Genomic DNA, 21,077 nt, shown 5'->3' on the forward strand with positions numbered 1-21,077 from the left:
AAGGAGCGCGTGCAAGCCGGGGAGAGGTGAACCGTGTCACTGGACGACGACGCCGTCGAAGCCCGCGCGCAGGGCTGGCGCACGCTGGCCGCGCTCCACGCGCGGATCGAGGACAAGCTGCAGCGCGCGCTCGAGCGCGACCACCAGCTGTCGGTGAGCGAGTACAGCGTCCTCGACGCGCTCGCCCGCCAGGACGGCTTCCACCTGCGCATGAACCAGCTCGCCAACGCGGTGGTGCTCAGCCAGTCGGCGACAACCCGGCTGGTGACGCGGCTCGAGGGCCGCGGGCTGCTGGCCCGCTACCTCTGCGCGGACGACCGCCGGGGCATCTACACGGAGGTGACGCCGGCGGGCCAGGCCCTGCTGACGGCGGCGCGGCCGACCCACGACACGGCGTTGGCCGAGGCGCTCGCCGAAGCGGAGGCGTTGCCGGAACTCGCGCCCTTGGTGGCGGCGCTGGGCACCCTGACGTTCCCCGTCGCCTGAGCCGTCCGACCTTGCGCCGCTGAAAGTTTCTGCCTCCTCCTGAAACTTTCAGCGGTCCCTTGCCGAAAGTCACTGCCGCGCACGGCTTTCGGCTGCCCGTCCCGGCCACCGGTACCGTCCCGTTCGGCGGGGGGATTACGGCGCCCGCACTCCCTAACCCGTGCTCCATCCGTGGGACGACCCCCGCTGACCCGTTCGATAGTTTCGCTGGTCAGCTCGCTTTTGCGGCTTTCGTCCCGCGCCGTCACCGGACAAACCTCGTTGACCCGCCCGTTCCGCCGGACCTAATTTGTTGTCCCACCAGACGAACTGGGGTGGTGTCGGCGTGGACTCCTCCTTCCCGCTCAAACCGGTGCGCCCGGCCGATCAGACCGCCGTCCGGCGGAGCAACCTCGCGCTGGTGCTGCGGCACCTGCGGGACGCGGGGCCCCGGTCGCGGGCGGCGATCGCCGCCGACACCGGGCTGAACAAGGGGACGGTGTCCAGCCTGGTCTCCGAACTCGTCGAACGCGGGCTGGCCCGCGAAGGCGAGCGGGAACGCGCCGGCGCGGTGGGGCGGCCGGGGACGATCGTCGAGCTGGACGGCCGGGGGGTCGGCGGGATCGGCGTGGAGATCAACGTCGACTACCTGACCGCGCTCGCCCTCGACCTCACCGGCACCGTCCTTTTCGAACAACGCGTCGCGCTCGACGTGCAAGCGCTTCCCGTCGAGAAGGTGCTCGACGCCGGCGCGGAGCTGACCGCGCGGGCGCTGCGGGAGTGCCGCCGGCTCGGTGTCGCGCCCGCCGGCGTCACCGTCGGCATCCCGGCGCTGGTCGACGTCACGAGCGGCACCGTCGCCTTCGCGCCGAACCTGCACTGGACCGACGTCCCGGTGGTCCGCGGCATCACCGACCGGCTGACGCGGCGGCTCGGGCCGCCGTCGTTCCCGATCCGCACGGCCAACGACGCGAACCTCGGCGCGCTCGGCGAGTACGCGATGGGCAGCGTCGCCGGAACGGCCGACCTGGTCTACCTGACCGGCGAGATCGGCGTCGGCGGCGGCGTGATCTCCGGGGGCAGGCTGCTCGGCGGTGCGGAAGGGTTTTCCGGCGAGATCGGGCACATCCAGCTCGACCCGGCGGGCCGGGTCTGCGGCTGCGGCCGCCGCGGCTGCTGGGAAACGCTCGTCGGGCTGGCCGGGATGCTGCGGCTCGCCGCGTCGCCGAGCGACCCGGTGCACGACCCGTCGCTCGACCTCGAACAGCGGCTCGACCTGATCCGCCGCCGCGCCCAGCTGAAGGACAAGCGGACCCTCGACGCGCTCGCGCAGGTCGGCACCGGTCTCGGCGTCGGCGCGGCCGTGCTGATCAACGTCTTCAACCCGCGGGTGGTGCTGCTGGGCGGCTACTTCGCCCAGCTGGGCCCGTACCTGCTCGGCCCGATGATGACCGAGCTCGAGGCCAGGGTGATCGCCCCGGACATCGGGGGCTGCCGCGTCGAGCTGTCCTGGCTCGGGTTTTCCGCGGCTTCGCGAGGTGGCGCGCACGTGGCGCTGCAGGCGGTGTTCGACGATCCGGCGCTGGTGCCGGTGCGGGCGGAGAGGGACAGCGGATGACGCTCGTGGAGATGACGGGGATCGGCAAGCAGTTCCCCGGCGTGCGCGCGCTCGACGACGTCGAGCTGAGCGTGGAGGCCGGCGAGGTGCATTGCCTGCTCGGGCAGAACGGCGCCGGCAAGTCCACGCTGATCAAGGTCCTCGCCGGCGCGCACCGGCCGGACACCGGCGAGATCCGGATCGACGGCTCGCCGGTGCGGCTGCCGAACCCCACCGCGGCGATCCGCCACGGCATCGCCACGCTGTACCAGGAACTCGACCTGGTCGACGGCCTTTCGGTGGCGGAGAACGTCTTCCTCGGCCACGAGCAGGCCCGCGGCGGGTTCGTCCGCCGCGCCACCATGCGCGCCGAGGCGCGGAAACTGCTGGACCGGCTGGGCCACCGGGAAATCCGGCCCGAGCGCGAGGTCGGCACGTTGTCCGCGGCCGGCAAGCAGATCGTCAGCCTCGCCCGCGCGCTCTCGCTCGACGCGCGGCTGATCGTGCTCGACGAGCCGTCGGCGGTGCTCGCCGCCGACGAAGTCGCGAACCTGTTCCGGGTCATCCGCGGGCTCACCGCGCGCGGGGTCGCGGTGCTCTACATCTCCCACCGGCTGGCCGAGATCCGCGAGATCGGCGACCGGGTGAGCGTGCTCAAGGACGGCCGGACCGTCGCCGCCGGCCTGCCCGCCCGCACCACGCCGACCGGCGACCTGGTGGCCCGGATGACCGGCCGCCGGGTCGAGTTCCCGTTCCCGCCGCGGCCGGAAAAAGGCGCCCACGACGGCAGGCCGGAGATCCTCGGCGTCACCGGCCTGAGCCTGACGGGCGCGTTCGAAGACGTCACGTTCTCGCTCCGGGAAGGGGAAATCCTCGGCCTCGCCGGGCTCGTCGGCTCGGGCCGGTCGGAGGTCCTCGAGACGGTCTACGGCGCCCGCAAGGCGACGGCGGGGGAGATCCGGCTGGCGGGCAAACCGCTGGGGAACGGCGTCGGCGCCGCCGTCCGCGGCGGGCTCGGCCTGGCGCCGGAGGAACGCAAGAGCCAGGCGCTGCTGCTGCACGACTCCGTGGCGCGCAACGTTTCCCTGCCGTCGCTGCGGCGGTACGCGCGGTTCGGCTGGTTCAGCGCGAAGGCCGAGGTCGACGCCGTGCGCACGCACACCGAAGCCCTCGACCTGCGCCCGGCCGACGTCCGCCGGGTGGCCGGCAAGCTCTCCGGCGGCAACCAGCAGAAGGCGGTCGTCGCGCGCTGGCTGCTCAAGGGCTGCCGGGTGCTGCTGCTCGACGAGCCGACCCGCGGCGTCGACGTCGGCGCGCGCGCCGAGCTGTACCGCGTGATCCGCGAGCTCGCCGACTCCGGCGTCGCGATCCTGCTGGTGTCCAGCGAACTGCCGGAGGTGCTCGGGCTGGCCGACCGGGTGCTGGTGCTGCGCGAAGGCCACGTCGTCACCGAAGCCGACGCGCGTGAGCTCGACGAGCGCCGCGTGCTGGATCTCATCCTGGAGGAGCACGTCCATGACTGACCAGCTGGCCGAGCAGGTGCCCGCCGCGCCCGGGCGCAGAAGACTCGCCGAGGTCCGCAACCTCGGCCTGGTCGGGGTCCTGGTGATCCTGGTGGTGATCGGGGCGCTCACCGAGCCCGGTCAGTTCCTGTCCACCGGCACCCTGGTGCTGCTGCTGACGCAGGCGTCGGTGATCGGCGTGATCACGGTCGGGATGACGTTCGTGATCATCGGCGGCGGCATCGACCTGTCGGTGGGCGCGGTGGTCGCGCTCGCGACGGTCTGGGCGACGACGAAGGCGACGCAGTCCTTCGGCATCGGCGGGATCGTGTTCTGCGCGCTCGCCGTCGGCGTCGGCTGCGGCCTGGTGACCGGGCTGCTCATCGCCTACGGCAGGCTCGTCGCCTTCATCGGCACCCTCGCCATGCTCGCCTCCGCGCGCGGTCTCGCCATCCAGATCTCGCAGGGCCGCACGCAGACCGTGGCGCCGAAGAACCAGGCGCTGGTCGACCTCGGCTACCAGGACAGCTACGTGCTCGGTGTCCCGCCGCTGGTGCTGATCTTCGCCGCGGTCGCCGTCGCCGGGTGGATCGTGCTCAACCGCACCACGTTCGGCCGCCGCACGTACGCGATCGGCGGCAACCTCGAAGCCGCGCGCCTGGCCGGCCTCAACGTCCGGCTGCACACCTGCCTGCTGTACGTCCTTTCCGGACTGTGCTGCGGCATCGCCAGCGTGATGCTGATCATCCTGACCAGCTCCGGCACCAGCGGCAACGGCAACCTCTACGAGCTCGACGCCATCGCCGCGGTGATCATCGGCGGCACCCTGCTCTCGGGCGGGCGCGGCACGCTCGTCGGGTCCGTCCTCGGTGTCCTCGTCTTCACCACCATCAGCGTGCTGTTCACCCTGAACAACCTCCCCACCGCGGTGCAGCAGCTCGCCAAGGGCGTGCTCATCGTGCTCGCCGTCCTCGTCCAGCGCCGGTATTCGACCGAGAGGAATTCCCGATGAACCACTCCCTCCGCAGACGCGCGTTCCTGACCGGCGCGTCGGCCCTCGGCGTCGGCGCGCTCGCCGCGTGCACGAGCAACTCCGACGAACCGGCCGCCGCGACCGTCACCCAGGGCGCGGCCGACACCCCCGGCAAGAAGGTGACCGTCGGGTTCGCCGGGCCGCAGGCCGACCACGGCTGGCTCAACGCCATCACCGTCAACGCCAGGGCGGAGGCCGGGCGCCACCCGGACGTCGAGCTCGTCGTCGCCGAGGGGTCGAACGACGCGGCCACCCAGTCGGCGCAGGTGGACTCGCTGATCAACCGCAAGGTCGACGTCCTGGTCGTGCTGCCCGCCGACGGCAAGCAGCTCACCCCGGCCGGGCGCAAGGCGATGGACGCCGGCATCCCGGTGATCAACCTCGACCGCATCTTCGACTCGCCGCAGAGCTACCGGACGTGGATCGGCGGCGACAACTACCGGATGGGGGTCAACGCGGGCAACTACATCGGCCAGAAACTGGGCGGCAAGGGCACGGTGCTCGAGCTGGCCGGGATCGACACGCTCGAGCTGACGCGCCAGCGCACCCAGGGCTTCGACGACGCGCTCGCGAACTTCCCGGGCATCCGCAAGGTCGGCCGCGCGGCCGCGGAGTTCACCGTGCCGACCGGGCAGGCCCGGATGGCCGAGCTGCTGCAGGCGCACCCGAAGTTCGACGCGATCTGGAACCACGACGACGACCAGGGCGTCGGCGCGCTGCAGGCGGTGAAGCAGGCCGGGCGGTCGGACTTCCTGATGGTGGGCGGCGCCGGGTCGAAGGCGGCGATGGAGCAGATCAAGTCGGACTCGTCGGTGCTGAAGGCGACCGTCCTCTACCCGCCGACGATGGCCGCCTCCGCGGTCAAGCTGGCCCGGCTGCTGGGGCAGGCGAAGGGGCTCGGCGACCTGGCCGAGCAGGAGGTGCCGGCCACGGTGACGCTCTTCTCGGCCGTCGTCACCAAGGAGAACGTGGACAAGTACCTGCCGGTGTCGTTCGAATGAGCGGCCGGCAGATCGGCGTCGGCATGGTCGGCTACGCCTTCATGGGCGCGGCCCACTCGCAGGCGTGGCGGACCGTGCACCGGGCCTTCGACCTCCCGGTCGAGCCGCGGATGGCGGTGCTCTGCGGCCGCGACCGGGCGGCCGCGGAGGCCGCCGCGGCCAAGCTCGGCTGGGCCTCGGTGGAGACGGAGTGGAAACGCCTGATCGAGTCGGCCGACGTCGACCTGGTCGACATCTGCACGCCCGGCGACACGCACGCGGAGATCGCGCTGGCCGCGCTCGCCGCGGGCAAGCACGTGCTGTGCGAGAAACCGCTCGCCAACACGGTCGCCGAAGCCGAGGCCATGGCCGCCGCGGCGGCCGAGGCGGCGACCCGCGGGGTGCGGTCGATGGTCGGCTTCAACTACCGGCGGGTGCCAGCGGTCGCCCTCGCGCGGCGGCTCGTCGCCGAGGGCAGGCTGGGGGAGCTCCGGCACGTGCGCGCGCAGTACCTGCAGGACTGGATCGTCGACCCGGAGTTCCCGCTCGTCTGGCGGCTGCAGAAGGACAAGGCGGGGTCCGGCGCACTGGGCGACATCGGCGCCCACGCGATCGACCTCGCCCAGTTCGTCACCGGCTCGCCGATCACCGGCGTCAGCGGCCTGACCGAAACCTTCGTGACGGAACGGCCCCTCGTCACCTCCTCGGCCGGGCTGTCGGCGGAGAAGGCGGCGGAACGCGGCCGCGTCACGGTCGACGACACCGCGTTGTTCACCGCCCGGTTCGCCGGCGGCGCCGTCGGCAGCTTCGAGGCGACGCGGTTCGCGAGCGGCCGCAAGAACGCGCTGCGCCTGGAGGTCAACGGCTCGGGGGGCAGCCTCGCCTTCGACTTCGAGGCGATGAACGAGCTCGCCTTCCACGACCACACCGAGGACCCGGAGCTCGGCGGCTTCCGCCGCATCCAGGTCACCGAGCCCGGCCACCCGTACGTCGCCGCGTGGTGGCCGCCGGGCCACGGGCTCGGCTACGAGCACACGTTCACCCACGAGGTGCGTGACCTGCTCGCCGCGCTGGCCGCGGGCGAGGACCCGGAACCGTCCTTCGCGGACGGGCTGCAGGTGCAGCGGGTGCTCGCGGCGGTCGAGGAGAGCGCCGCGGCGAACAGCGTCTGGACCCCCGTCGCGACCGAACCCACCAGGAGGTAGGACATGGCACGACCCTTGACGTTGTTCACCGGGCAGTGGGCCGATCTGCCGTTCGAGGAAGTGTGCGAACTGGCGAGCGGCTGGGGCTACGAAGGTCTCGAGATCGCCTGCTGGGGCGACCACTTCGAAGTCGACAAAGCGCTCGCCGACGACGGTTACGTCCAGGCGAAGCTCGAGACGCTGGCGAAGTACGACCTCAAGGTGTGGACCATCTCGAACCACCTCGTCGGCCAGGCCGTCTGCGACCACCCGATCGACGAGCGGCACGAGGCCATCCTGCCCGCTCGGATCTGGGGCGACGGCGAGCCCGAGGGCGTCCGGCAGCGGGCGGCGGAGGAGATGAAGGCCACCGCCCGGGCCGCGGCGAAGCTCGGCGTGTCCACTGTGGTCGGTTTCACCGGCTCGTCGATCTGGCACACGGTGGCGATGTTCCCGCCGGTGCCGCCGTCGATGATCGAGCGCGGGTACGCCGACTTCGCCTCGCGGTGGAACCCGATCCTGGACGTGTTCGACGAGGTCGGGGTCCGCTTCGCCCACGAGGTGCACCCGAGCGAGATCGCCTACGACTACTGGAGCACCGTCGCGACGCTGGAGGCGATCGGGCACCGCGAGGCGTTCGGGCTGAACTTCGACCCGTCGCACTTCGTCTGGCAGGACCTCGACCCGGTGGGGTTCCTCTGGGACTTCAAGGACCGTATCTACCACGTCGACTGCAAGGAGGCCCGCAAACAGCTCAACGGCCGCAACGGACGCCTCGGCTCCCACCTGCCGTGGGCCGACCCGCGCCGCGGCTGGGACTTCGTCTCCACCGGCCACGGCGACGTGCCCTGGGAGGACGTCTTCCGGATGCTCAACGCCATCGGCTACGCCGGCCCGATCTCGATCGAGTGGGAAGACGCGGGCATGGACCGCCTCACCGGCGCCCCCGAGGCACTGGAGTTCGTCCGCAAGCTCAACTTCACCCCACCCACCGCGGCCTTCGACGCCGCTTTCTCCTCGAAGTAGTCCCGCGGCATCTCGCGTGCTGCCCCTCGGCTCACGCGAGATGCCCCCCGGACACGCGTGACGCCCGTCTGATCACGCGTGCCGGCTCTTCGCACCGCGACTTCTGTGCACGGGTGGCCGCCAGCCCCGTCGGAAGGTGAACGAAACGGCTTCGCGCCCTTCCGGGGCGAAGCACGCTCGAAATCAGGAAGGAATCCGACATGTCCTTGTCTCCACGGAAGTGGGCGAGGGTGTTCGGCACCGCGGTGCTGGGCGCCGGCCTCCTGCTCACCGGCGGCGCTGGAGCCCGGGCGGACATCCCGCCCGCCGACTACCAGCAGGTCGCCCTCGCCACCGGCGCGGCCGAGCTCGGCGAGGCGATGTCGCTCGCCGTGCTCCCGGACCGCTCGGTCGTGCACACCTCCCGCGACGGCACCGTCCGCGTCACCACCGCGACCGGCGCGACGTCCGTCGCGGCCAAGCTGAACGTCTACACCCACGACGAGGAAGGCCTCCAGGGCGTCGCCGCCGACCCCGGCTTCGCCACCAACCGGTACATCTGGCTGTACTACTCGCCGCGGCTGTCCACACCGGACGGTGACGCGCCGGTCGACGGCGCCGAAGCCGACTTCGCGCCGTTCAAGGGCGAGCTGCACCTGTCACGGTTTGTGTTGAACACCGACAACACCCTCGACCTGGGCAGCGAGAAGGTCGTCCTCAAGGTGCCGAACGACCGCGGCCAGTGCTGCCACGTCGGGGGTGACATCGACTTCGACGCGGCCGGCCGGCTCTACCTGACCACCGGCGACGACACCAACCCGTTCTCCTCCGACAGCTACTCGCCGATCGACGAACGGACCACCCGCAACCCGCAGTTCGACGCGCAACGCTCGGCCGGCAACACGAACGACCTGCGCGGCAAGCTCCTGCGGATCCACCCCGAGCCGGACGGGACCTACACGATCCCGAGCGGCAACCTCTTCGCGCCGGGCACCGCGAGCACCCGGCCGGAGATCTACGCGATGGGCTTCCGCAACCCGTTCCGGATGAGTGTCGACAAACCGACCGGCGTCGTCTACCTCGGCGACTACGGCCCGGACGCCGGCGTCACCGACCCGGCCCGCGGGCCGCAGGGCCAGGTCGAGTTCGACCGGATCACCGGGCCGGGCAACTTCGGCTGGCCGTACTGCACCGGCTCGAACACGACAACCGAGACGTACAACCACTTCGTGTTCCCGAGCGGCCCGTCCGGCGCCAAGTACGACTGCGCCGGCGGCCCGGTGAACTCCTCGCCGCGCAACACCGGCCTCGCCCAGCTGCCGGTGCCGCAACCCGCGTGGATCAAGTACGCCGGGGACGAAGGCTCGCCGCCGGAGTTCGGCAGCGGCTCGGAGTCGCCGATGGGCGGCCCGGTCTACCGGTTCGACGCCGCCCTGGACTCCCCGGTCAAGTTCCCGCAGTCCCTCGACGGCAAGTACTTCGCCGGGGAGTACGGGCGCAAGTGGATCAAGGCCGTCACGGTCGGCCCCGACGGCAGCCGCGGCGCCATCGAGGACTTCCCCTGGTCCGGCACGCAGGTGATGGACATGGCGTTCGGCCCGGACGGCGCCCTGTACGTCCTCGACTACGGCACCGGCGACGACAACCAGGCGCTGTACCGGATCGAATACCTCGCGGGCTCGAACCGCAGCCCGGTCGCGAAGGCCGCGGCCGACAAGACGTCGGGGCCGAACCCGCTGACCGTGAACTTCTCCTCCGCGGGCAGCAACGACCCCGAAGGCGGGGCGCTGACCTACCGCTGGGACTTCGGCGACGGCGCGACGTCGGCCGCGGCGAACCCGGCGCACACCTACACGACCGACGGCACCTACTCGCCGACGCTCACGGTGTCCGACCCGGACGGCCTGACCGGCAGCGCGAGCCTGGTCGTCACGGTCGGCAACACGGCACCGGCGATCTCCTTGAGCGCTCCGGCGGACGGGCAGCTGTTCTCCTTCGGCGACACCGTCCCGTTCCAGGTGACCGGGAGCGACCCGGAGGACGGCCCGCTCGACTGCGCGAAGGTGAAGGTCACCTACCTGCTGGGCCACGACAGCCACCAGCACCAGATCACCCAGCAGACCGGGTGCACGGGCTCGATCGCGATCCCGGTCGACGGCGAGCACGACGCCGCGGCGAACATCTTCGGGGTCTTCGACGCGCAGTACACCGACAACGGCGGGCTGACCTCGCACAGCGTGCACAAGCTGCAGCCACGGCACCGCCAGGGTGAGCACTTCGCGGCGCAGTCCGGCATCCAGCTCGCCGACCACGGTGCGGCCGAGGGCGGCCGGACCGTCGGCTACACCGACAACGGCGACTGGATCTCGTTCACGCCGTACGCCTTGGGCACCGCGACGTCGATCAGCGCGCGGGTCTCCTCGGGCGGCCCCGGCGGCACCCTCGAGGTCCGCGCGGGTTCGCCGACCGGCACGCTGCTCGGTTCGGCGGCGGTTGCCAACACCGGCGACTGGGACACGTTCCGGACCGTCACGGCGAACCTGGCCGGTCAGCCGTCCGGGAGCACGACGCTGTACCTCGTGTTCACGGGCGTCACCGGGCAGGGCAACCTGTTCGACCTCGACGCCTTCACGTTCGCCACCACCTCGCCGGCGATCGAGGCCGAGGCGTTCACCTCCGGCTCCGGCGTCGAAGCCGCGCCGCACGCTCCGGCGAGCGGCGGACAGACCCTCGGCTATCTCGAGAACGGCGACTGGGCCGGGTACGCGCCGGTGAGCACCGCGGGCGCGCGGAGCTTCACCGCGCGGGTGTCCTCCGCCGGTTCCGGCGGGACGATCGAGGTCCGCTCCGGCTCGGCCACCGGCACGCTGCTGGGTTCGGTGAGCGTGCCGGACACCGGCGGCTGGGAGACCTTCCAGACCGTCACGGCGCCGGTGTCGAGCGGTACCGGGCCGCTGTTCCTCGTGTTCCGCGGCGGTTCCGGGTACCTCTTCGACGTCGATTCCTTTAGCCTGAACGGTATGCCGACCCAGGTCGATCCCGCGTACGACGTGCTGGTGTTCTCCAAGACGGCCGGCTTCCGGCACGACTCGATCCCGGCGGGGATCCAGGCGATCCGGGAACTGGGCGCCGCGAACGGCTTCGGCGTCACGGCGACCGAGGACGCGTCGCTGTTCACGCCGTCGGAGCTGGCGAAGTACCGGGCGGTGGTGTTCCTCTCGACCACCGGCGACGTCCTGGACGCGACGCAGCAGGCAGCGTTCGAATCCTATGTGGAGGGTGGTGGCGGCTACTTCGGCGTCCACGCCGCGGCCGACACCGAGTACGACTGGCCGTGGTACGGCACCCTCGTCGGCGCCTGGTTCAAGAGCCACCCCGCGATCCAGGCGGCTCGTTTCGTGACGGAGGACGGCACCCACCCGGCGACGGCGCACCTGCCGGCGGTGTGGAACCGGACCGACGAGCTGTACAACTACCGGACCAACCCCCGCGACCGGGTCCACGTCCTGCAGACCCTGGACGAGTCCAGCTACACCGGCGGCGAGATGGGCGCCGACCACCCGATCACCTGGTGTCACCCGCAGGGCGACGGCCGCGCGTTCTACACCGGGCTCGGCCACACGATCGAGTCCTACGCGGACGACGCCTTCCGGGCCGAGCTGCTCGGCGGGATCCGGTACGCCGCCGGGGTGGCCGCGGCGAACTGCGGAGCTTCGGCGTCCACTGTGGAGGGTGAGGCGTTCACGTCGGGCTCGGGCGTGCAGATCGCGTCGCACGCCCCGGCGAGCGGCGGCCAGACCCTCGGGTACGTCGAGGACGGCGACTGGGCCGGGTTCTCCCAGGTGGGCACGGCGGGCATCACGCGGTTCAGCGCCGTCGTCTCGTCGGCGGGCGCGGGCGGCACGATCGAGATCCGCGACGGCTCCCCGACCGGCACCCTGCTGGGCTCGGTCACGGTTCCCGTCACGGGGAGCTGGGAGACGTTCCGGACGGTCTCCGCGACCGTGTCACCCGGCACCGGCCCGCTCCACCTCGTCTTCCGGGGTGGCACGGGTTCGCTGTTCGACATCGACACGCTGACGGTGTCGTAGCGCGAAAAGGAGGGCCGCCGCGCCGTGACCGGCGCCGCGGCCCCCTTCCGCGTCAGCGGACGCCGAGGAGGTGCTCCAGGGCCAGCTGGTTCAGGCGGGTGAAGTGGTACCCGCGCCGGCCCGCCGCGTCGAGGTCGAAGTCGTCGTTCAGCAGGTCGTCGAACGACTCGCCCGGGGCCAGCGTCGGCGTCGCGAGGTCCGGGACCCGGGACGCCGCCAGGGCTTCCACGACCTCCGGGTCCTCACGGAACTTGCGGGCCTTCTCCTTGAGGATCAGGTAGGTCCGCATGTTCGCCGCCGCCGACACCCACACGTCCGAGGGGTCCTCGGTGCGCAGCGGCTTGTAGTCGAAGTGCCGCGGGCCGTCGTAGCCGCCGTTCTCCAGCAGGTCGACCAGGAAGAACGCGCTCTTGACGTCGCCGTGGCCGAAGATCAGGTCCTGGTCGTACTTCGGGCCGTGCTGGCCGTTGAGGTCGATGTGGAAGAGCTTGCCCTGCCACAGCGCCTGCGCGATGCCGTGCACGAAGTTCAGCCCGGCCATCTGCTCGTGCCCGACCTCCGGGTTGAGCCCGAACATCTCGGGGCGCGCGAGCTGGGAGATGAAGCCCAGCGCGTGCCCGATGGTCGGCAGCAGGATGTCGCCGCGCGGCTCGTTCGGCTTGGGCTCCAGCGCGAAGCGCAGCGAGTAGCCCTTCTCGACGACGTAGTCGGCGAGCAGGTCCAGGCCCTCCTTGTAGCGGGCCAGTGCCGCCCGGACGTCCTTCGCGGCGTCGGACTCGGCGCCTTCGCGGCCGCCCCACACGACGTACGTCTCCGCGCCCAGCTCGGCCGCGAGGTCGAGGTTGCGGCGCACCTTCCGCAGCGCGTACCGCCGGACGTCCCGGTCGTTGCTGGTCAGGCCGCCGTCCTTGAACACCGGGTGCGTGAACAGGTTCGTCGTCGCCATCGGGACCTTGAGGCCGGTCTCGGCGAGCGCCTTGCGGAAGGCTTCGATCGCCTTGTCGCGGTCCGGCTCGGTCGCGAGCAGGTCGTCGTCGTGGAAGGTCACGCCGTAGGCGCCCAGTTCCGCCAGCCGGTGCACGCTCTCCACCGGGTCCAGCGGCGGCCGCGTGGCGACCCCGAACGGGTCGTTCGCGGGCCAGCCCACGGTCCAGAGGCCGAAGGTGAACTTGTCGGCCGGCTGGGGGGCGTAGTCGCTCATGACTGTCCCTTCATTTAGTTCACGTTGTAGACTAAATATGCGCCGCGAGGGTCCCGGGCGTCAAGGGGCGGCTAAGGTCTTCGCGGAAACACCCGGTGTGCCCGGCAGGAGGACGCGATGACCCAGGCCGTGCGGCACGACTCGATGCGCGCTCGCAACCTCGAGGTCGTGCTGGGCGCGGTCAGCCGCGGCGGCCCGCTGACCCGGGCCGCGCTCGCCGAGATCACCGGGCTGACCAAGTCCACGGTGTCGAAGCTCGTCGGCGACCTGGTCGAAGCGGGGCTGCTCGCCGAGACCGGGCCCGCGCGGGCGGGCGAGCGGGGCCGGCCGGGGGTGGAGGTCGTGCTCAGCGGAGCGCGCGTGGCGTCGCTCGGGCTGGAGATCAACGTCGACTACCTCGCGGCGCGCGTGCTCGACCTCACCGGCGGGGTCCGGTTCGCCGCCCGCCGCGAGCGCGACAACCGGGGCTCGCGGCCGAAGAAGGTACTCGGGGAGCTGCAGGCGCTGGCGACGGAGGCGCTCACGGAGACCCACCGGCTCGGGCTGGAGGTGGCGGGCGCGGTGCTGGCGGTGTCCGGCCCGGTCGGCGACGGCGTGCTGTTCAGCGCCCCCAACCTCGGCTGGCAGGACGTCCGCCCGGCCGACCTGCTGCGGTTGCCGATCCCGGTCGAGCTGGACAACGAAGCGAACCTGGCGGCGCTGGGCGAGCTCTGGTACGGCGACGGCGAGCGCGACTTCCTCTACGTCTCCGGCGAAGTCGGTATCGGCGCGGGCCTGGTCGTGAACGGCGTGCTGTTCTCCGGCGCGACCGGGCTGGCCGGCGAGCTGGGCCACGTCGTGGTGGCGCCGGAGGGCGCCGCCTGCCGGTGCGGCGGGAACGGCTGCCTCGAAACGTACGCGGGACAGGAAGCGTTGCTGGCGGCGGGAAACGCGGGGTCCGTGCCGGCGTTGCTGGCCGCCCTCGAGCGCGGCGATCGCGTGGCGGTGGCGGCGTGCGCGGCGGCGGGACGGGCCCTGGGCATCGCGCTGACGTCGGCGGTGAACCTCCTCGACCTCGACCGCATCGTGCTGGGCGGGGTGTTCACGCAGCTCTACCCGTGGTTGTCCGGGCCGGTGTCGGAGGTCCTGGCCACCCGCCTGGGCGGGCTCCGGGGTGCCCCGCCGGTGCTGTCGGCCTCGCGCCTCGGCGTCGACGCCGCGACGCTCGGCGCCGCGGGCCGGGTGGTGCACCGGGTGCTGGCCGATCCGGCGCCGTTCCTGACCCGGGCCCAGGAGGCCTGAAAAGGGTGAAGGCCGCCTTGCGGGACACGGAGTCCCGCAAGGCGGCCTTCACGAACCGACTAGCTCACCGCGGTGATCTGCACCAGCGAGGTGCCGACCGTGACACCGGTGTCGGTCTGCACGGTCAGCTGACCGCGCAGGGTCCGGCCCGCCGCGGGGGCGGCCGTGGCGGTCACCGTCGCCGGCACGGTCCACGAGCTGCCCGACGCGTGCGCCGCGACCGGGTCGGACAACGCGACCGAACCGAACGCCGGGTTGGTGAACACGTCGAGGTAGTCGTACTCGGTGCTGCCGCTCGGCACCGCGTACCCGTCGACGAGCGCGACCCACGTGCCCGCGGCCGGGTTGGCCACGGTCACCGACTCCTCGGAGTCACCGTCCGCGCTCGACCCCGCCTGCACGCAGGAGCCGGTCGAGCAGTTGTACAGCACCAGGTCCAGGTCGGCGCCGACGTCGGACGTCTTGCCGATCGTCACGGTCAGCGCCGTCGAGCCCGGCGTCACCGCGATCTGGTACTGCTGCTGCACGCCCTCGGTGATCGACGGCCGCTGGGTCTTGGCGCTGCCCAGCGTCGCGCCGATCAGGTGGCCGTTGAACGCGCCGAGGGTGTTCTGCACGGTGTAGGACCGCGAGATCGGCGTGTTCAGCGTGGCCGAGGCGATCGTGTCCGGGTTCGGCGAGATCGCCGTGCCCAGCACCGACGCCGACAGCTTGTACGCCGCATCGTCCACATCGGACGTCCGGCGCGCTTCGACGACGATCTCCCACACACCCGGCAGCGGGTTGGCGATGGTGCGGCTGGTCGGCGTACCGCCGGGGCAGCCCGCGCCCGCGTCGGGCAGGTAGCAGTACGTCGTGGAAGTGCTCGCCTCGGCCGGCACACCGGTCGGGTCGTAGCGCAGGAACCGCACCTGGCCCTTGCCCGGGGCGCCGCCGCCGGCGTCCAGATCCACCTTCAGCGCGCTGGCGCCCTGCGGCACCCGCACGAAGTAGCTGGTCGCCTGGTTGCGGGCGGCCTTGCCGGAGACGTCGACCTGGTAGCCCTTGGCGGCGGTGAACTCCTGCGGCGCGAAGACCGTGTTGAGGGTCTGCACGTCGATGCCGACGGTCAGCGGGTTGTCCAGGTAGAGCAGGGCCGAATGCACGCCCGCGCTCTTCGGGTTGACGCCGACGGTGAACGACACCGGGGTGTTCAGCGGAAGGACCACCGTGGACCCCGAGGAGAACGTGCCGTCGTTGCCGACCCACCGCACGAAGTACGGCACCGGGTGCGCCGAACCCGTGGTGCGGGTGATCGTGTACGTCCGGCTGTACGCCTTGCCCGTGGTCACGCCTTCGCGGTCGTGGATGCCCACGCCGGTGTTCGGCTTGGCCAGCAGGCCCGACAGCGCGGTGTGCACCTCGACCGACGTCGAAACGGCGTCCGGCTTCGGGTTGAGCGAAAGCGCGACGAACGCGGCCGGGACGTTGAACAGCCCCGCGCCCTGGGCGTACGCGCCGATGCCCGGCACGAACCGCGCGGTCGACTTGATCGCCGCGCGCAGCTGCGCGACCGGCGGCCGCTGCCCGTTGTGCGTCGCCTTGTACGCGCTCACCAGCAGCGCCGCCGCGCCGGTCGCCTGCGGCGCCGCCATCGACGTGCCCTGCAGCATCGCGTAGCCGGCCGGCAGGCTGTAGGTGCCGGCCACCGGGCTCGGCGCCTCCCAGCGCGGGGTGGTGGAGATCGCCGCGCCGGGCGCGATGATGTCCGGCTTGAAGCCGCCGTCTTCACGCGGGCCGCGCGAGGAGAACGGGTGCAGCGACTCGGCGTTCTTGGTGACCGAGCCGTAGTTCGACAGCCAGGTCTCCTTGGTGATGTACGAGCCGACCGAGATCGCGTCCGAAGCCACCGACGGGTCGCCGACGGTGTTCGCCCCGGCGCCGCTGTTGCCGGCCGAGATGAAGATCTGGACGTTGTACTCGGCGATCGTGCGGTTGTAGAGCTCCGCGCGGGCGTTGTTGCCGTCGTTGAGCGCCGGCAGGCCGCCGATCGAGATGTTGATGACGTCCGCGCCGTGGCTGGCGGCGTAGACGACGCCGTCGACCAGGCCGCTCGAGGTGCAGGCGCTGCCGGTGAGGCAGACCTTGACCGCGAGCACCTTCGCACCCGGGGCCGCGCCGTCCATCCGGCCGCCGAACAGGTCGTTGCCGGTGGCGATGCCCGCGACGTGCGAGCCGTGCTCGGCGCCGGCGATGCCGATGCCGACGTAGCCCGCCTTGTCGGTCTGGACCACGAAGGCCATCCGCTCGGCGATGTCGGTCGCCGGGTTGTCGGTGCCGAAGAAGCCGACGTCGTACTTCTTGTTGTAGTCGATCATCGGCTTCTCGTCGGAGAAGTCGCCGTTGCCGTTGAGGTCGACCCGGACCTCCTTGGTGACGCTGTCCTGCAGCACGCCCCAGGAGTCGGCCCGGTCGCCGTCGCGGTTGACGTCACCGCCGGTCTCGCTGTCCGCGGCGCCCAGGTCACCCGCGGTCTCGGTGAACAGGCCGAACGTGTACGGGCCGCCGGTCGCCGGGGCCGTCCAGCTCTTGCCGTTCGCGGTGAAGGTGCCGGTGTAGGTCGCGGCGGACTGCTTGACCCAGGTGCCGTCGCCGGAGTTGGTGGCGTTGGCGTTGTACCAGTCGACGATCTTGCGTTCGCCGTGGCTGGTGGTGGCCAGCGCGGGGGAGTCGAGGTCGACGCCGGAGTCGAGCACCGCGACCGTGGTGTCCTTGCCGTCCCAGTTGGGCAGGACCTGGCCGAACTGCGCCGCGTAGGTGTCCCCGGTCGGCAGGTACGGGTTGACGCGCGGGGTGTTCTTGCCCGGCGCGGGCTGCGGCGCCGGGTCCTGCGCGCCGTCGAGCTTCGGGTCGTCGCGGTAGACGAGGCCGTCGACGTCGACGGCGTTGACCGACTTGAGCTTCGCGGCCTTCTCGGCCTTGTCCGTCGGGACGCTGACCTTGACGTAGTCCAGCTTCGTGTCGGTGGACTGGACCGTTCCGCCGAGCGCCTTGAGCTCGTTCACGGCGGCGCCGGTCTGCCCCTTTTCCGCCGCGATCAGCAGCGTGACATCGGGTTTCCCGGCCTTCTCGGCTTCGGCGACGAGCGCGCGGTCGTGCTCGTCGAGGGTCTTGCCGTCGGCGGCGCCGTTGGTCGGCGGGGCCTGCTGGGCGGACGCCACGGGAACGGCGACGCCGAGGACGGAGGCGCCGAGTGCGGTGGCGAGGACGGTGATCCCGGCCCGCCGTCTCCAGCGCGATCTGTGCTGTGTCACTGAAACGACCCTTCGTGAAGATGTGCGTCCGAGCAGTACACAGGGTGGGATCTTCGGCAGCAATAAGACAGTTAGCCCATAGACCGCAATTGGTTGCGAGCCGAATGGCCTAACGGACTGAGCGGTTGGGCGGTCACGTGAAGCGGCACCTTCGCGTGAAAGTGCCGCCTTGCTATACGCACATGTAGTGGGCTATATTTCCGTGTAGTCGACTACACGGGAATATAGGACGGGTATGAGCTCCGAAGACCTCACCGCGCGGGCCCGCATCCGCGACGCCGCGATCAGGCTCTTCACCGAGCGCGGCATGGAAAAGACGTCGATCCTCGACATCGCCAAGGCGGCCGGCGTCTCCGGCGGCCTGATCCGCCACCACTTCGGCTCCAAGGACGGCCTGCGCGAGGCGTGCGACACCTACGTCTTCGACGAGCTGCTGAAGTTCAAGGAAGAGGTGCTGGCGAAGGGCATCGCCGACCCCGGGTTCCTCCCGACGTTCGACGCCCGGCAGCTCCTCTTCCGCCGCTACCTGGGCCGCGCGATGATCGACGGCTCCGAAGCCGCCGCCGCGCAGTTCGTCGAGATCGTCGACGGCACCGAACGCTACTTCCGCGAGCAGGGCATGGACCTGCCCGACCCGCGGGGCGTCGCCGCCGCGCTCGCCGCGATGACCGGCGGGCTGATGATCCTGCAGGACCACGTCGCCCGGGCGCTCGGCGAGGAGCCGGGCACGCACGAGGCGATGCTGCGGATGTCGCTGGCCGCCGGGCACCTGTTCCTGAACCCGCTCGGCGACTCCGAAGTTCTCGACAAGGCCCGCGAAGCGCTGGCCGCCTACCGACGGAAGGAATGACGATGGCCGAAGCGATCACCGCCGACGGCCTCACCAAGGCGTTCGGCCGGACGCGGGCCCTCGACGGGCTCGACCTGACCGTCCACACCGGCGAGGTGCACGGGTTCCTCGGGCCCAACGGCGCCGGCAAGACCACCACGATCCGCGTCCTGCTGGGGCTGATGCGGGCCGACGGCGGCCGGGCCACCCTGCTCGGCGGCGATCCCTGGCGGGACGCCACCGAGCTGCACCGGCGGCTCGCCTACGTGCCGGGCGACGTCACGCTCTGGCCCAACCTCACCGGCGGCGAGGTCATCGACCTGCTCGGCCGCCTGCGCGGCGGGCTCGACGGCCGGCGCCGCGCCGGGCTCGTCGAGCGCTTCGACCTCGACCCGCGCAAGAAGGGCCGGACGTACTCGAAGGGCAACCGGCAGAAGGTCGCGCTGGTCGCCGCGCTCGCGTCCGACGTCGAGCTGCTGGTCCTCGACGAGCCGACGTCCGGGCTCGACCCGCTGATGGAGGAGGTCTTCCGGCAGGTGATCGAGGAGGAACGCGAGCGCGGCGACCGGACCGTGCTGCTGTCGTCGCACATCCTCTCCGAGGTCGAGGCGCTGTGCGACCGCGTCACGATCATCCGGGCCGGCCGCACCGTCGAGTCGGGCACCCTCGACGAACTGCGCCACCTGGGCCGGATCACCATCGACGCCTCGCTCGCGCGCGTGCCGGCGGAGCTGGCCTCGCTGCCGGGGGTCCACGACCTGAGCTCGTACGGCTCGCACGTCCACCTGTCCGTCGACCAGTCCGAATTGGACGACGTCATGCGGCACCTGGCCGAAGCCGGGCTGCGGAACCTGGTGAGCCGTCCGCCGACGCTCGAGGAGCTGTTCCTCCGCCACTACCAGCAGGACGAGCCGGTCGGAGCGGTCCGATGACCGGCACCTGGTCGCTGCTGCGGCTGGTGCTGCGCCGCGACCGGCTGCTCATGCCGGTGTGGATCCTGGGGCTGGCGCTCGCGCCGATCGGTTATCTGTCGTCGATCGAGGCGGCCTACCCGGACGCGGCGGCGCGGCAGCACTTCTACGACCTCAACGTGACCAGCGCGACCTTCGTCGTCCGCAACGGCCCGCTGTACGGGCCGTCCGTGGGGAACCTGCTGGCCTGGCAGTGCGGGTTCGTCCCGGTCGTCGTCGGGCTGATCGCGCTGCTCACCGTCGTCCGGCACACCCGGACCGAGGAGGAGGCGGGTCGCCGGGAGCTCACCGGCGCGACCGTCGTCGGGCGGCACGCGGGTCTGGCGGCGGCCGTGCTCGCCACGTGCGGCGCGTGCCTGGTGCACGGCCTCGTGGTCGGGCTCGGCGTCGCCGCGCAGGGTGTCCCGGCGGCGGGTGCGTTCGCGCTGGGCGGCGGGTTCACGTTGGCGGGCTGGGTGTTCGCCGGCGTCGGCGCGGTCACCGCGCAGCTCACGTGGGGCGCGGGCGGGGCGCGCGGGACCGGGATCGGCGTGCTGGTGCTGGCGTTCCTGCTGCGCGCGGCGGGCGACAGCAGCGGTTCCGCGGGCTGGCTCGCGTGGCTGTCGCCGATCGGCTGGGCGCACCGGCTCCGGCCGTTCGCGGGGGAACGGTGGTGGGTCCTCGGCCTGGGGGTCTTCGCGACCGGTTTGCTGGTGGTGCTGGCCGTCGCGTTGTCGGCGCGTCGCGACCTCGGTGCGGCGCTGCTCCCGGCCCGGCTGGGGCGGGCCACGGCGAAGGCGTCGCTGCGGTCGCCGCTGGCGCTGGCCTGGCGGCTGCAGCGGGGGACGCTGCTGGTCTGGACCGTTTGCCTGGCGCTCGTCGGGTTGCTGATGGGCGGGGTCGCGCAGAACGTCGGGGACATGATGCGGGACAACCAGGCCGTCGCGGACCTGTTCTCCCGCATGGGCGGCGGGGGCGCGGTGATGGACGCGTACCTGGCCGGGACGATGACGTTGTTCGGCCTGGCGGCGGCGGGTTACGCCGTGCAGGCGACGCTGAAGCTGCGTGCGGAAGAGGCGGCCGGCCGGGCGGAACCGGTGCTGGCGACGGCGGTCGGCCGGCTCGGCTGGGCCCTCGCGCACCTGACGTTCGCGGTGTTCGGCTCGGCGCTGCTGGTGGCGGTGACGGGGCTGGCGACCGGTTTGGCGTACGGGAGCGGCGCTTCGCTGGTCCCGGCGGCGCTCGCCCAGCTGCCGGCGGTGTGGGTGCTGGCCGGTCTGGCGGCGGCCCTGATCGGTTTCGTCCCGCGTTTCGCGGCGGCGGCGTGGGGACTGCTGGCGGCGTTCCTGCTGCTGTCGCTCGTGGGATCGGCGTTGCAGTGGGACGAGGCGGTGCTGGGGATTTCCCCGTTCGCCCACGTGGCCCGGCTGCCGGGCGGAACGTTCTCGGTGACGCCAGTGCTCTGCCTGGTGGCGATCGCGGTGGTCGCCGGCGTGGGTGGCCTGGCGGCGTTGCGAAGGCGTGACATTCCGGTGGGGTGACACGGATACGCGACCACGGCGGGGGGGCTGGGGGTTCGACCCCCAGGAGACACATCGAGGCGAGGCTGGTGCACGCTTTCCGCGCACAGGCCTCGCCCCGGGAATCGAGCGGCAACCGAGGGAGT

Annotated in this window: 14 protein-coding genes; 12 read left to right on the plus strand and 2 right to left on the minus strand. The window is 71.8% G+C overall.

Going from position 1 to position 21,077, the window contains the following annotated elements; all coding sequences use genetic code 11:
- Nucleotides 1-33: 33 nt before the first annotated feature.
- From ACH54P_RS42510 to ACH54P_RS42545, 8 genes are all read left to right on the plus strand, one after another.
- Nucleotides 34-486 carry a MarR family winged helix-turn-helix transcriptional regulator gene (locus ACH54P_RS42510; protein ID WP_489908957.1) on the plus strand — a complete coding sequence of 151 codons (453 nt, stop codon included), beginning with the start codon at nt 34-36 and terminating at the stop codon, nt 484-486.
- A gap of 325 nt (nt 487-811) precedes the next feature.
- Nucleotides 812-2,083: an ROK family transcriptional regulator gene (locus ACH54P_RS42515; RefSeq protein ID WP_489908958.1), complete on the plus strand. Its 1,272-nt coding sequence runs from the start codon at nt 812-814 to the stop codon at nt 2,081-2,083.
- Nucleotides 2,080-3,585 (plus strand): sugar ABC transporter ATP-binding protein, encoded by a 1,506-nt coding sequence (locus ACH54P_RS42520; protein WP_489908959.1) that lies wholly within the window; start codon nt 2,080-2,082, stop codon nt 3,583-3,585. The genes ACH54P_RS42515 and ACH54P_RS42520 overlap by 4 nt, the downstream gene beginning before the upstream one ends.
- Nucleotides 3,578-4,576 (plus strand): ABC transporter permease, encoded by a 999-nt coding sequence (locus tag ACH54P_RS42525; RefSeq protein ID WP_489908960.1) that lies wholly within the window; start codon nt 3,578-3,580, stop codon nt 4,574-4,576. The genes ACH54P_RS42520 and ACH54P_RS42525 overlap by 8 nt, the downstream gene beginning before the upstream one ends.
- The gene (locus tag ACH54P_RS42530) at nt 4,573-5,598 is read left to right on the plus strand and encodes a substrate-binding domain-containing protein (RefSeq protein ID WP_489908961.1); all 1,026 of its coding nucleotides are present in this window, start codon (nt 4,573-4,575) and stop codon (nt 5,596-5,598) included. Before ACH54P_RS42525 ends, ACH54P_RS42530 begins: the two co-directional genes overlap by 4 nt.
- Nucleotides 5,595-6,782, plus strand: coding sequence for a Gfo/Idh/MocA family protein (locus ACH54P_RS42535; RefSeq protein WP_489908962.1), 1,188 nt, complete (start codon nt 5,595-5,597; stop codon nt 6,780-6,782). The genes ACH54P_RS42530 and ACH54P_RS42535 overlap by 4 nt, the downstream gene beginning before the upstream one ends.
- A 3-nt stretch (nt 6,783-6,785) precedes the next feature.
- On the plus strand, nt 6,786-7,787 hold the full coding sequence (locus ACH54P_RS42540; protein WP_489908963.1) for a sugar phosphate isomerase/epimerase family protein: 1,002 nt from the start codon (nt 6,786-6,788) through the stop codon (nt 7,785-7,787).
- A gap of 200 nt (nt 7,788-7,987) precedes the next feature.
- A complete protein-coding gene (locus ACH54P_RS42545) occupies nt 7,988-11,857 on the plus strand; it encodes a carbohydrate-binding protein (protein ID WP_489908964.1) in 3,870 nt (1,289 codons plus the stop codon).
- Between the two features lie 52 nt (nt 11,858-11,909).
- On the opposite strand, the gene xylA is transcribed toward ACH54P_RS42545, so the two are convergent.
- Entirely contained in the window at nt 11,910-13,058 is a 1,149-nt protein-coding gene (xylA, locus tag ACH54P_RS42550; protein ID WP_489908965.1) for a xylose isomerase, read from the minus strand.
- Nucleotides 13,059-13,175: 117 nt separating this feature from the next.
- Here xylA and ACH54P_RS42555 point away from each other — a divergent pair, with 117 nt between their 5' ends.
- Nucleotides 13,176-14,339: an ROK family transcriptional regulator gene (locus tag ACH54P_RS42555; RefSeq protein WP_489908966.1), complete on the plus strand. Its 1,164-nt coding sequence runs from the start codon at nt 13,176-13,178 to the stop codon at nt 14,337-14,339.
- A gap of 59 nt (nt 14,340-14,398) precedes the next feature.
- On the opposite strand, the gene ACH54P_RS42560 is transcribed toward ACH54P_RS42555, so the two are convergent.
- Nucleotides 14,399-17,632: a S8 family serine peptidase gene (locus ACH54P_RS42560; protein ID WP_489908967.1), complete on the minus strand. Its 3,234-nt coding sequence runs from the start codon at nt 17,630-17,632 to the stop codon at nt 14,399-14,401.
- Nucleotides 17,633-17,867: 235 nt separating this feature from the next.
- Here ACH54P_RS42560 and ACH54P_RS42565 point away from each other — a divergent pair, with 235 nt between their 5' ends.
- From ACH54P_RS42565 to ACH54P_RS42575, 3 genes are read left to right on the plus strand one after another with little or no spacing between them, the layout of a single operon-like run.
- Nucleotides 17,868-18,482 (plus strand): TetR/AcrR family transcriptional regulator, encoded by a 615-nt coding sequence (locus ACH54P_RS42565; protein WP_489908968.1) that lies wholly within the window; start codon nt 17,868-17,870, stop codon nt 18,480-18,482.
- A gap of 2 nt (nt 18,483-18,484) precedes the next feature.
- Nucleotides 18,485-19,393, plus strand: coding sequence for an ABC transporter ATP-binding protein (locus ACH54P_RS42570; RefSeq protein ID WP_489908969.1), 909 nt, complete (start codon nt 18,485-18,487; stop codon nt 19,391-19,393).
- Nucleotides 19,390-20,952 (plus strand): ABC transporter permease, encoded by a 1,563-nt coding sequence (locus ACH54P_RS42575; RefSeq protein ID WP_489908970.1) that lies wholly within the window; start codon nt 19,390-19,392, stop codon nt 20,950-20,952. The genes ACH54P_RS42570 and ACH54P_RS42575 overlap by 4 nt, the downstream gene beginning before the upstream one ends.
- The last annotated feature ends 125 nt before the right edge of the window (nt 20,953-21,077 follow it).

The organism is Amycolatopsis sp. N2S4-7 (assembly GCF_058119595.1).